The sequence below is a fragment of the Sphingobacterium sp. UDSM-2020 genome (assembly GCF_016132525.1).
GTDB classification, from domain to species: Bacteria; Bacteroidota; Bacteroidia; order Sphingobacteriales; family Sphingobacteriaceae; genus Sphingobacterium; species Sphingobacterium anhuiense.
Map to the genome: position 1 here is coordinate 5,813,335 of NZ_CP066166.1, position 13,133 is coordinate 5,826,467.

The following is a 13,133-nucleotide window of genomic DNA, read 5'->3' on the forward strand; positions in this document are numbered from 1 at the left end:
AGCAAAGAATGACGCCAATCCAAAGAGGCACTATATGATTCAGCCAGATAATAAAAAGGCATCATATAGAGCCTCTTTGCCCTTCGGGTGCTAAAGCAGATTGTCATCACCCTTGCAGTTCAGTCGTCCTCCTCATAGGCGACTACTCTGTCTGTCACAGCGCATCACATCTGGATCATTACATTCCGTAAGCTACATATCCATTCACCCATCTGTTCAGCCCTGTTCTATCCACCGTCGCCTCGAATTTGGCTCGCCTGCAGATCGCTCGGGCTGCGGCTACCATAGGCAGGCCAACGCTACCATCGTCAATTTGCCTCAGCAAAAAATGCCGCCAGTCTCGTAGGCCCAATAATCCCAAACACATACCAATCATTATAGAGCCTATCGACCCTCCGGGTGCTGCGCAGACTGTCATCATTTTTGCATTTCAGTCATTGACTCATCGCAGCCATTCCGATTCACACGGAGCATCGCTGCGGGGCGCCTACATTCCACTACGTTCCATTAACGGCTACATTTGCTCAGCACCGTGATCACCTTCATGGCTGCTGGCTCATACATACCTAGGCATCCTTGTGTAGGCGAGCTTTCGGCTGTCACCATTTTTGAAAACCCAATACACACCATGCACCACAAACAAAGCAAACAGCCAAAATCCAATCCTACAGCAAAATAAAACTACCCCACCCGTCACAATCAAAAATACCGCCAGCCAAGCTCACCTACATATGCTGTCCCCCAGTGCTGCGCACCTCTCGGTCCACCACCCTCGCTCAACTCGCAGACGGCGAGCAAGTGCATCCGGTCTTGAGCAACCCGCTGCGCTCATTGCAAAAGACCGCAACAACAATGTAATTCTATACTCGAACGGAAATTAACAACCCTTGCGGTACATGCCCTGTCCTCAATTCGTCGTCCAGGCCATACACCTCAATCTCTAAAGCAAGAGGTATATCACCTACGGCTCATACCACTTGCGAAAAACTTGGAGGTACTGCAAATCAGAAAGACAAAAAATGGACGTAAAATTAATTAGAGTGGACTAAACAGCAAGATCAAGCCCAGGTTTTAAGGAAAATCTCCATCCGCCTACGGCAGGATAGTATTTTCCTCAAAAAACTTGCTTTATTAGCCCACTCCAATTGAAAGAACTACTTTCTTTTTTTTCCTTTTTTCTTTTGAAAGCAATTTGATACCTTTCAAAAAACTACTTCAATGAAACTAAAAGTCATCTATAAAATAACGTATCCTAATGGGAAAATATACATCGGAAAAGATCTGACGAACACCTTAAATTACTTCGGAAGTGCCAATAGCGAACTTATAGCAAATGACTTCACCTGGGAACAACAAAAAGATTTCTCAATTAGAAAGGAAGTAATCTGGGAATCATTAACGGATAACATTTCAGAAGTAAATATAATGGAGGTATCATTAATAAGAGAATACAAATCCAATGATCCAACTATCGGATATAATAAGTGGCCAAAATTCAAAAAATTATAAACATCTGTCTTTTTATAGACTATGATATGATCAAGAAAACATAGAAAAATCTCACTAGCATACGAATACAAGCCAGTATGTTAACTATCAACCAAATCAGAGACAATTAAAAGCATAGAAACTATTATGTATATTCGAAGGCATAAAAACTGATAACATGAAATATATATTACTTTTAATTCTCACTTTCAACATTTCAATATCAAACGCTCAAAAACTTTATGTTTGGTGTCCAGAACATGTAGAAGCACCTACAAGAAATGACATTTTGCGTTCTGACACGGTAACTATAGCGTTCTTTGACGCAAGAATCTTAAACAAAAAGTCAAAAATAGAATGCAATAGTGAAACACTAACTGATAGAATTTTTGAACAGATTAAACAGGTGTATCCAAATATTTTCTTTATAAAAGACAATTCCCTTTATAGATCAAAAGATTCAATGAATACAATATTGAAAATAGGCATTTCAGCTTACCATGCGGGGTTTGGCACAGATATTTCAGCAGGTATAGGGATGATAGGTGGTAGCGTTTCTACAATGATATTACCAAAAGGTATGTGGAATGCTTCAACCACTTTCTATACAGAAATAACTGCTCCTAAGAAATCAAATAAAGAAACTATTTCAAACATTGGTAGTCAGGATAATATTTGGGGATATAAATCAGCGAGAAAAGCCCTTAATGAATCGTATACTAAATCCTTGCAACAGTTATTATTTTTTATAGATCAAAACATCTAAAAAATTACCTAAAATAACAAAAGCTCGACATAATGCCGAGCTTTTAATTTGAATAAAGCCACCACAACTCTATTTTTTTCTTTTGGTCAGTGACCCGAGTACTAAAGATACACAAAAACTGACAATTGCACCAATGGAAGCCAGCAAGATAGTTTTCATAATATCTCCCATAATCAATGCCGGGTAAGCCCCCAACAGTAAACCACCAAAAGTACCATGACCAACCGCTGATCTATTCATCATTCACCCCCTCCGCATCTTTATCGACCTTTTTATCATCAACAGTAATCTGGCTAATAGCCGATATCACACCACCCGCAACAGTCAAATAACCACCAACACTAATCAGTGCTGCGGGCAACGCGATAGGAGCTGTTAGAATAACTCCACCGATAGTCGCGACAATAATCCCAACACTTCTAAGCACCTTGAAAAATTTCGGTGTAGGTGCCTGAACTCTCTCCAATACATTCATCATTTCCCCTTTTTTAAAACCTCCAATAAAACCTGAACACCTTTGTCTATAGAAGTATAAACTACATTCCTTAATTTATTAAAAGCAACAACTGACTGTACACCTCTCCCGATTCCAGAAATTCGACTCACTGGAGCAATACACCCTCTCAATTCGGTCTTCGCATCATTAGCTGGATGAAACAAAATTTCACTGCGCCCAATAACATCCTTTACCAACACATGCCACTTAAACTTTTTGCTATATCGCTTGGCCAGTAAATATGTCCCTTCCGGAATACAAGAATTATTGCGGACATTATCTAACCAGGGTAACTCAATAGCATAACACACAAATTCACCTCCGATCCAAATCTCACCATGAGTACCCTGACTATGATATGTCCGCAATAACCGCACAACCATTATACTCCAGTATCTATTGCAACCAAATTCAACGCGTTGAATGCACCGTTATTTAGCGAATAGAAAGAACCATTCACCTGCTGAAGGAATTCAATACCAAACACCAAAAACAACGGCTTAGTTGACCCCGGTACTCCAAGATCATTGCTCAACATCGTCAGAGCCGTATTTACGTTATCATAAGGTAATTCAGCCGTACTTGATTGAGCCAGAACAAAGGTCTCGTTCTCAAAATCTACTTCTACACCAGCAGAAATAAAGCGAAAATGTGTCGTGCCACCTGGGGCGACAATTTGACTATTCGGATTAAAGCTTGCCACGTTTAGATCCATCACACCGCCAAGCCTGTCAATTTCAAATGAATAAGGCGCGTATACTGTTGCAGATAATCTAGCGTTCCCATTGAAATCAAATCCTTGCAAAAGGATCAACTCTCCATCCAATACGTTTCGTTGACCACGATCGCTGACTTGATCTGCTTTGATGACCTTCATCATCAATTTGACCAAACGCGAAATCATACGCGAGTCCTGCGTTTTATTCAGCACAGGGCGAATAGCCGTACATAACGATTTACTTGCCTTACCTGCCCGACCAAACTCTGCAGCATTCTCTCGAGTACGCTGAAATTTTGGGTCGTTTAAAAACCGATCTTTATCGATCCCTCCCTTTTGTCTGGCTAAATAGCCATCCTGACTTTTATAAAAAGTAATATCCCCGATAGTACCTTTTAGTTTAATAATACCTGATTGTCTTGCCATTTCACTTAATTTTTAACCTCACCTCCGCTGCAGCTATTAGTGACTCTATGACAAAACTTAGAAAAACTCCTTCACAATAAAAGGCACCCCATACCAAATGGCATTAGTAGACAATCAATTACCAAAATAGACTATAAAGAATTCGTAAATTGCAACAAGAAATAGCCACCAATACAAACCACAAGTTGTTACCAACTTGATAGAATTAAATATTAGCCAACTGCTCCTGGTCTGCAGTTATCCAGAAGCATAGATAAAGGGTATATAAAGTATTGGTTTATGAAAAGAATTTGTATTTATCCAAAAGACATCGCCAGGATAACTGGGAAAAGTTACCGACAAAGCCTACGTATCTATAACAATATTAAAGGGATCAATGGAAAAGAAACTTATCAACTAATTACCATAGATGAATTATGCAGATATCTCGGATTAGATTATAATACTGTGCGCAATGAATTGTAAAATATTTAAGAAGTACACTTAACAATAACCTGACTAAAAATAAGACAATAACCTGCTCAAAAACATAAACTTAGCAAGCCATATTTACTACATCCAATGCCACATTAACATGTTTATTTCGTATATTTGTTTAGTAATAAGACATAGGGAATTTAGGAAAATGCCTTAGCGAGACCAAATCGAGACCTTGCAAAAGCACGACTTATAAAAGATATTAAATCAGCGAGTTACAGGGAAGGTTCGAATCTCTCCGGCTCCACAAATACAACCGCATTCAGGTAAACTGAATGCGGTTGTATTATTTTAGGAGAAAATATTCGAAAAAATGACTACGTCGGGATCTTAACAAAATTCATTAATGAGAATGGTTACGAAATAAACCAAAGCTTACTATAGTAGAATTGTGGGCTATTTACATAAAATGGACGCTATTTTAGGATACAAGTGTAAACTAAAAAGTAGTCTAATATCCATGTTTATAGAAGCACATAGACGTAAGTTGTACGAATTTATTATCTTTATTAAATGCAAACCGAATTTGAAAAACTTCTAATTGACTCCTTACTTCAAGGCAAAACACAGCCTGAAATTGCGCGCGAACTCAAAGAAAAGGGACATAATCCTTACAGTTTATCATCAATTGAAAAAACACTAAATGATCTTAAGCGTAAGCATAATGCACATACCTTATTTCAATTAGGCGCAATCATTACCTTAAAAAGATACATAAATAAAAAAGAGTAGGTAATTAGCCTACTCTTTTATAATTTGATGCCTCTAATTCAATAAGGCGTTCAATACCTTTTCTTGTAATATCATAGCATTCATAAGGACTTTGCCCAATTTCTGGCTTAAAACTTCTAATAAAACCAGTCCTTTCTAAAATTGCCAATTCATCTTGAAAAGATTCATTTACCATCAAGGGCTGAAGATCTTTGTCTTCTCTTACCAACTGTAATATTTTAACTGCTAACTGTCTCATATTATTGGAATATTGGGAAAGCTGAATTACTTTTATCTAAATATAACAGTTTATCCAGTTAAAAACAACAGTTTAAAAGTACTGTAAATCAAAAATAACATTTTAATAATCCATAAATTACAATCTTTTAATATATAGCAAAGATTTCTTTGGAGCTCTGCTTTACCTCCAAATTTTATTAAATCATACAATGCCTCCCATCATAAAAGAATGACCAATCCCAATCTTATATTAATATTACCCGTAGAACTCGCTTGATGGATCAGGTTAGTTAATTATTTAAATTCACGCTCGTCGGACCATATATGTCAGCTCAGGAACTAAATAGAAATTTTAATACAATTCAATAATTGATAACCGATAAAATACATGGTTTCGTTATATCATTTCGACAAATCGTTTAAATGTATGCCTTATATTGTTGCCTCGGTTCAAAAAAAAAAAGCTCAACAGATGTTGGGCATTTCTTTCTTGAAGAAGATTAAAACTTAAACAAAGTTATAACAGTCGCGGTAGCAGTAATTAATTTTAGTAAGGCTGTTATTTTTTGTTTTATATTCCCTGAAATACAAAAGGCTTAGTATCTAAAAATTTGTCTGATGTCTCTCCTGCATAGATTTGATTTTTATCCAATGCAAGTTTCTTAATTTTTCCATTCTTACTAAAATCCAATTTTTTCAAATCTACCCAGATCGCATTAGGACTTAATGCATCTTCAAAATAATAAACGAGATTTTTTTGATCTGAAACTGTTCTCCATCGGGTTGTTGATAAATTAGGAAAGCCCTCAGTAGAAATACCGTAAGGTACTGAGCACTGTCTAATAACGCTAAATGCACTCGCTACTGCAATTCTAGTATCATCAGTTTGCGGAACAGCTTTAATATAGTATGACGCTCTTACATAGCGATCGGCAGCGCGGTTTGTTCCAGGAAGAAATATACTTCCAGGAATACCTTTCCAATATTCATTTATTGCAAGTTGTTCTTCAAAAATCGGATCATTAGTCATTACAGTATAAGCAGGATCATGGTGGATGACTAATTTTCCGTTAATGTATTCAAGAATAGCATTGTCCCCACTGGCATCTGACATAGAAAGATGCACAGTAGTAAACTTATCTGTTCCTGGGATAAAGTCTGTTACAACAACAAATTCTTCTTTCTTAAAATGTTCGACAGCTTCAGCTACTGTCGCAAAGTTATCTAGAGCATATTGAGCCCATAGTGAAACAGCCAATCCATTTTTCCCGGCAATATCTTTGGAAAATTCGGGATATTTAGAGCTTACTAACCAAAGCATATTAGCAACCAGTCCTTTTTCATTCATACCATCCGATATTGCAATATCCCACGAACTAGTCGTCATGCTCCCGTATTTTGAAGTCCATTTGATTGTATTTTTTCCAGTACTTCCATCGCGCTCGATTCCTCTTGGGAATAGCCATAAGTTAGAAGGAATAGGAATGGAAAAATCCATACTTCTCGCTGTAATAATTGTGTTGTTTGGACCTTTATAAACCACTCTTGTACAAGCTTCTGCTTCTATTGATGAAGCGATTAAAGTTGCGGTTAAAATCAAAGCGCTTCCAATTTGTTTGATACATGTTTTCATGACTACTTATTTTATTAAGATAAAAATGTTTAGTTCTTAGACTACTAAAGAAAAATATATATGACAGCGTCGTCATTAAAATGACTCATTACTGCAATTTAAAAATAATTTTTTTGATTAAAAAGAAATTGCATATAAATTTAAAAAATAATGTTCAGCAAAGGTTATCTTAAATCCACTTTATATATAATAAAAATTAAATATCCGGAAGTAACTATCATTCACTACTACGTAAAATGCTTCTTTAAGTAAATCCAAGTAACTGAGCTTGCGACCGTCTTTTAAAGCACTAGTGCACACAAATAGAAATGAAACTGTATTTTAATAAAAATGAAGCTTTGTTTCAAATTTTACAGATATTTACGGCATTAAGGACCTATTAGAACCCTAAATTGAATAAAACTTATTACAGAAAGAATTACAAATAGAATTTAAACCGAAATTTCAAATATGAAAAAGTATTTATTGCTTTTGTTTACTGTCCTATTATTTGCAAACGTGATGGCGCAAAAGAACACAGATGTTTCCTTTCAATTACAGGGAATAGTCAACATACCAACTTATGATTCTACCAACCGAATGATTTATTTGACTTATCAAAGTAAAGGACAGGCAGTATTAGACAGTACAGTTATTAAAAACAACAAATTTCATTTTAAAAGTACTGCCGATGTAGATGTTCGTGCAACATTACAATTTACAAAGCCCAATACCTCTCCCAATGCTTTAGCAGATCCTAATTCCTTATACTTATATCTTTCACAAAGCATCGTAAATATTAATGCAAAAGGTTACCTAAGAAAGGCAATAATTACAGGTTCAACCACCAACGATGATTATATGGTTTTCAAAAAACCTTATCTAAAGATAGACACTGCTTTAAGATTACTAGGATGGGAGAAGAGAAGAGTAAAACCAGAAGATACGAATCAAAGTAAAATTGTTGATGCAAAAATTGACAGTGTAAAAAACCACAAGCTTGCACAGCTTTCAGAGTTTTTATCAGCAGATATTACCAAACCATATGCGGCTGAAGCTTTGCAAATGTATGTAAACACTGATGGGTCTGCTTTTGACCTCGATAAAGCACAGCTATTTTTCGATCAGCTACCTAAGAAACAAAAAATAACTGTATTAGGTAAGGATATAACAGCCAGTTTAACAAAACTAAAACAAAAGATCGTAACCATCAATATTTTAAAGAATGTTGATTTTTTTGATGGCTATGCCCAAACTGTTACCAATTCTGTTCGTAGAGGTGTAACCCGCATCACTAATTCCGAATACCTATACCAGCTAAATCCGAGCGAAATAAAGCAAATCGGCAATAACCTTAAGGTTAAAGTTACAATCAAAGCGGGCTGTGATAATTACGATAGAATTGGCCGAGTGACTTTAGTCGTTATGCCAAAAGGTGAGAAATTTGACAAGGAAAAGGGTGAACAGTTTGAAATACTACGTATTATGACACCGTTCATGTACCGAAGTCGTCATCCAGACCATATACCTTACGAAGCTCAAATAGATCAGATGATCAGTACGATCAAACAAACCGATAAAGAAATGTATATCGTAACAGAAGTATTTGGAACTACCGGAGCAGGCCAAAGAGAAGTAATCGGATGCGATGGTTCATTATTAACGTTCAACGTATCTGTTGATTTAATAAGCGACAAAAAAACAACCTTATCTTCGGAAAAAGCATTTTCCCTATTAAGCTACTACAGTTTAGATGGAAAGGACAAAACAGCTGGAAAAAATAGTAAAGAGGTAGAATTTGAATTACCTGAAGACACCAAGACGACTGTTCTTTATCTTATTTCATCTGGCCATGGTGCAGCTGAAGGTGGAGAAGAATACAATTGGAGACAGCACATTATTGATGTGGATGCTAAAGAATATATCCGTATAGATATGAACCAGGACTGTACACCTTACGAAATCTATAATACGCAACCAAATGGCATATATTTCGGAAACATCAGTAAAGAACGTCGTTCTTGGTGCCCAGGAGGACCAGTTCCTACTCGTGTTATCAATTTAGGACCACTAAAAAAAGGCAAGCATAGCATAAAGATAGCTATACCAGATGCCGAATTTGAGAAAACAGAAAGTAAATATTTAGTATCTGCTTATTTGATAACCCAATAATATCAATAATAAGCAATACTGCTATACAAAGTCTGTCTCTCAAGATAAGAGACAGACTTTGTACTTAAATAGTAATATTACTTCCGCACTTTCAACAGCTTCTACCTGTTTAAATTCTCATTATAATTATAAAAAATTATTCTACCGCTTTCTATCTCTTAGCAGTAATATATGTGACAATAGTGCTATAGGAACAATAATTGTTGGCAGTAATGCATAGGGAAAACAAAGAACGGCAACATTGGGCTGATCAAAACTAAATTGCTGTATCGGTACCGGGGAGGAAAATATCCCTATAAGGACAATAGAAATCAGCGAAACAATACCAGCATAATTCCACAGTGCAAATATCCAATTATTCAAGATAGATTTCCTGAATAAGGAAATAACCAGAAACACAACACTGAATATCCCTATTATAATATCAAAATTAAAACCTTTAAATGTCATAATCTGAGGAATTAATTTTTCGAGATATAACTGATAAAGATAATACTCAATGACGATCCTAAGCGACTGAATTATCAATAATAACGTGACGTTTACCCGAGCGCTCTTCACTTTCCGATATATAGCAACATTCAACAAAATGCTCCCGATTAAAGCCATTATAAATAATGGTGGATAAGCCCTAAAAATACCTAAAAAAGACAGGCTACCAATGATCGTTGTCAAGATCCCATTCAGGATCAACATCGGCCTATTTCGCCCAATTGCAAAATAAAAAATAACAATGAAAAGAAACGCCAGTCCTAAAAAAAGAAAACCGAACATATTTTATGATAATTTCTATATTTTAAATTATTACTATAAATTTAGTGATACCTTTTTAATAATTCTACTGCTTCAGAATAACGAAATTAAATAAATCTAAAAAAAACTTATCAAATAGTGCTTAAGACATTCAATAATGAATAAAAAATGCATGTTTTTGATTAAATAGTACATTCTTCTAAAAATATCACGTGTTAAATTTGTTACTGGAATGTCTTGCCCTTATGGAGCAAGTTGTAATGTTTGTACATAAATCATACTGATATGATCACCAACTTTTGCAATTATCACACGCATTAAGTCCAAACACAAATTATAAACTTTAAAAATATTGAAATGAAAAAAATAGCATTTCTATTTACATTACTCTTTTATGTAACAATTGTTTGTGGTCAGCAAATCGACTTAAAAGGAGTCTGGAAATTCAAACTAGACCCTGAAGATGTGGGTGTAACAAAAAAATGGCAGTTAACAGACTTCACAGAAACACTAACCTTACCCGGTACCTTAGCTTCCAATAATCAAGGTTATACAATAGATAAGGATACAAAATGGACGGGACGCATTATTGATTCCACCTGGTTTAAATCAGATCGTTATGCAAAATTCCGTAAAAAAGATAATTATAAAACCATATTTTGGTTACAGCCCAATAAAAACTATGTAGGTCCAGCATGGTATAACCGTGCTTTTACGATTTCCAAAGCTATGAGCGATCAGGAACTTGTATTGCATCTGGAGCGTGTTCATTGGGAAACCACATTGTGGATCGATGGCAAACAAATCGGTATGCAAAATGCACTGGGAGTACCCCATGAATATAATTTGGGGAAACTCAAAACAGGGAATCATCACATTAGCATACGGGTTGACAATCGCATTAAAAACATTGATGTCGGTATGAACGCCCACAGTATTTCCGATCATACCCAAACAAACTGGAACGGTATTGTGGGACAATTGCACATACGTGCTATTCCTAAAATTACAGTTACGCAAATAGCAGTATATCCTGATATAGAAAAGAAAGAAGTACGTATCGTACTTCAAACAGATAATAAATCTCAATCTTCTAAAAATACAAACTTTATATTACAGGCATCTTCCAAATTCACGCCAAAAGTCCACCAACCACCAAGTATTGAGATTCGGGAGGTAATAGCTCCGGGGAAAAATAAAACGGAGATGGTCTATCCAATGGGGAATGATTTTTACAAATGGGATGAATTTACTCCATTTTTGTACCAACTTTCTGTAAAAATGCAAGATGAACACAATATGAAAGAATACCAGACCTCGTTTGGAATGCGAAAACTAGAGATATCGGGAACACAATTTAAAATTAATGATCGATTGACTTTCCTCAGGGGCACTTTAGACTGTGCTGTATTTCCACTAACTGGCTACCCTCCTACTGAAATAACCGAATGGAAACGCATATACAATGTAGTCAAAAGTCATGGATTAAATCACGTCCGGTTTCACTCTTGGTGTCCTCCAAAAGCTGCTTTTGAAGCAGCAGATGAACTAGGTATCTATATACAGGTAGAAGGTGGTGGATGGACATTAGTGGGGGGAGGAAACGGTTTTGACAAATGGATATATGAAGAATCCGACCGTATATTGGATACATACGGGAATCATCCTTCATTTATACTGTATACTTATGGAAACGAACCTGATGGAAAAAACCAAGGAGATTTCTTAGGCAAACTTGTCAATCATTTAAAGAAACATGACAACAGACACCTTTATACATCGGGAGCAGGATGGCCCGATATTAAAGAGAATGAGTTTTATAATGCCATGTATCCGAGACTTTATGTATGGGGGGATGGTCTCGAAAGCTACAACAATGCCAATCCGCCTTCCACAGATTTTGATTGGTTGAATATCACAGGAAAATATAAAGTTCCTTATATTTCTCATGAAGTGGGACAATGGTGCGCATACCCTAATTTTAAAGAAATAGATAAATACACAGGGGTGTTAAAAGCACATAATTTTGAAGTTTTTCAAGAAACGCTTCAGGAAAACAAATTAGAACATTTAGCTGATAGCTTTTTGCTTGCTTCAGGTAAACATCAGGCAATGACCTACAAAGCTGATATCGAAGCTGCTTTGCGCACTCCTGGATTTGCAGGCTTCCAACTCCTTGGACTAAGTGATTTTCCTGGTCAAGGTACTGCATTGGTAGGTGTACTCGATGCTTTTTGGGAAGAAAAAGGATACATATCACCTGAAGAATTTAAGACATTCTCTGGACCTACCGTACCTCTGATCAGGCTTCCTAAAATGGTTTACAATAATGATGAAAGTTTAGATGCATCTATAGAAATTGCCCATTTCGGAAAAGATAATATCAAGGATATTGTTCCAACTTGGAATCTCACACAAGTTGACGGTCGTATTATAGCGAGCGGAAATCTCGATACACAGACGATCCCTTTAGGAAATGCGCATATTTTGGGTCATATCAAATATCCCCTTCGAGAAATCCTTGTGCCTATGCAACTGAAACTTACTGTACAGGTAGGATCAAATCGTAACAGTTGGAATATCTGGGTCTATCCTGCTACTTCACCCTCTTATGAAGGCGATGTACACATCACCGACACCTTAGATCAGCAAGCGTATACCATTCTTGAAAAGGGCGGAAAAGTTTTATTTTCACCCAGAGCAGGAAGTATTAAAAAAGGAAATGGCGGAGAGATTGTGATGGGCTACTCCCCTATCTTTTGGAACACAGCTTGGACAAATAAACAACCACCACATGTAATGGGTGTACTGGTAAATCCTAATCACCCTGCTTTACAGCTATTTCCGACAGACTACTATTCTGATTTCCAATGGTGGGGACTGGTTACCAATGCCAATGCTTTGAAACTGAAAGAGCTCGGCGAAGACGTTGAACCCATTGTACGTATTATAGATGACTGGTTTACAAACCAATCGTTAGGACTAATCATCGAAGGAAAAATTGGAAAAGGTAAAATAATAATTTCATCCGCAGATCTACTCCAAAATCGAAACAAAAGATTAGAGGTAACACAAATGAAAAAATCAATATTGCATTATATGAATTCTGTGTCATTCAACCCTCAGAACAATTTTGAAATCGATAAAATCAAAAAACTGTTTCCGTAAAATCTGACTACAAGATTAAGGCTACTTTCACACCAGGTAGCCTTAATTTTTCAATAAAGTTACTGTATTACGCAAATATTGTCTTCCTCAAAAAAATCACTAATTT

The 13,133-nt window shown here is 36.2% G+C and carries 13 protein-coding genes; 6 read left to right on the forward strand and 7 right to left on the reverse strand.

The genetic code is table 11. From position 1 onward, the window contains the following. The first annotated feature begins 1,218 nt into the window (after positions 1-1,218). Positions 1,219-1,509, forward strand: a complete 291-nt coding sequence (locus JAZ75_RS24685) for a GIY-YIG nuclease family protein (RefSeq protein WP_208699214.1) — start codon at positions 1,219-1,221, stop codon at positions 1,507-1,509. 157 nt (positions 1,510-1,666) lie between these two features. Continuing rightward, on the forward strand, positions 1,667-2,254 hold the full coding sequence (locus JAZ75_RS24690) for a hypothetical protein (RefSeq protein WP_208699216.1): 588 nt from the start codon (positions 1,667-1,669) through the stop codon (positions 2,252-2,254). A 69-nt stretch (positions 2,255-2,323) separates the two neighbouring features. Here JAZ75_RS24690 and JAZ75_RS24695 read toward each other — a convergent pair whose 3' ends face one another. The 4 genes from JAZ75_RS24695 to JAZ75_RS24710 are packed head-to-tail and all read right to left on the reverse strand — an operon-like array spanning position 2,324 to position 3,894. Further along, the gene (locus JAZ75_RS24695) at positions 2,324-2,497 is read right to left on the reverse strand and encodes a hypothetical protein (RefSeq protein ID WP_208699219.1); all 174 of its coding nucleotides are present in this window, start codon (positions 2,495-2,497) and stop codon (positions 2,324-2,326) included. Beyond that, a complete protein-coding gene (locus tag JAZ75_RS24700; protein ID WP_208699221.1) occupies positions 2,487-2,729 on the reverse strand; it encodes a hypothetical protein in 243 nt (80 codons plus the stop codon). Before JAZ75_RS24700 ends, JAZ75_RS24695 begins: the two co-directional genes overlap by 11 nt. Beyond that, positions 2,729-3,133 carry a DUF5675 family protein gene (locus tag JAZ75_RS24705; protein ID WP_208699224.1) on the reverse strand — a complete coding sequence of 135 codons (405 nt, stop codon included), beginning with the start codon at positions 3,131-3,133 and terminating at the stop codon, positions 2,729-2,731. Before JAZ75_RS24705 ends, JAZ75_RS24700 begins: the two co-directional genes overlap by 1 nt. Then, on the reverse strand, positions 3,133-3,894 hold the full coding sequence (locus tag JAZ75_RS24710; protein WP_208699226.1) for a hypothetical protein: 762 nt from the start codon (positions 3,892-3,894) through the stop codon (positions 3,133-3,135). The genes JAZ75_RS24705 and JAZ75_RS24710 overlap by 1 nt, the downstream gene beginning before the upstream one ends. Positions 3,895-4,173: 279 nt before the next feature. On the opposite strand from JAZ75_RS24710, the gene JAZ75_RS24715 reads away from it, so the two are divergent. Then, positions 4,174-4,359, forward strand: a complete 186-nt coding sequence (locus JAZ75_RS24715) for a hypothetical protein (RefSeq protein WP_208699229.1) — start codon at positions 4,174-4,176, stop codon at positions 4,357-4,359. Between the two features lie 525 nt (positions 4,360-4,884). Then, positions 4,885-5,103, forward strand: a complete 219-nt coding sequence (locus JAZ75_RS24720) for a helix-turn-helix transcriptional regulator (RefSeq protein ID WP_132773706.1) — start codon at positions 4,885-4,887, stop codon at positions 5,101-5,103. A gap of 4 nt (positions 5,104-5,107) precedes the next feature. Here the strand turns inward: JAZ75_RS24720 and JAZ75_RS24725 are convergent, their stop codons facing one another. Both JAZ75_RS24725 and JAZ75_RS24730 read right to left on the reverse strand, forming a co-directional pair. Then, positions 5,108-5,341, reverse strand: coding sequence for a hypothetical protein (locus tag JAZ75_RS24725; protein ID WP_132843291.1), 234 nt, complete (start codon positions 5,339-5,341; stop codon positions 5,108-5,110). A 552-nt stretch (positions 5,342-5,893) separates the two neighbouring features. Further along, positions 5,894-6,955: a linear amide C-N hydrolase gene (locus JAZ75_RS24730; RefSeq protein ID WP_208699231.1), complete on the reverse strand. Its 1,062-nt coding sequence runs from the start codon at positions 6,953-6,955 to the stop codon at positions 5,894-5,896. A 450-nt stretch (positions 6,956-7,405) separates the two neighbouring features. Here JAZ75_RS24730 and JAZ75_RS24735 point away from each other — a divergent pair, with 450 nt between their 5' ends. Continuing rightward, positions 7,406-9,106, forward strand: coding sequence for a peptide-N-glycosidase F-related protein (locus JAZ75_RS24735; RefSeq protein ID WP_208699233.1), 1,701 nt, complete (start codon positions 7,406-7,408; stop codon positions 9,104-9,106). Positions 9,107-9,247: 141 nt separating this feature from the next. Here the strand turns inward: JAZ75_RS24735 and JAZ75_RS24740 are convergent, their stop codons facing one another. After that, complete coding sequence (locus JAZ75_RS24740; protein ID WP_165902445.1) at positions 9,248-9,880, reverse strand: hypothetical protein; 633 nt, start codon at positions 9,878-9,880, stop codon at positions 9,248-9,250. A 336-nt stretch (positions 9,881-10,216) separates the two neighbouring features. Here JAZ75_RS24740 and JAZ75_RS24745 point away from each other — a divergent pair, with 336 nt between their 5' ends. After that, positions 10,217-13,027: a sugar-binding domain-containing protein gene (locus JAZ75_RS24745; RefSeq protein WP_208699235.1), complete on the forward strand. Its 2,811-nt coding sequence runs from the start codon at positions 10,217-10,219 to the stop codon at positions 13,025-13,027. Positions 13,028-13,133: the final 106 nt, after the last annotated feature.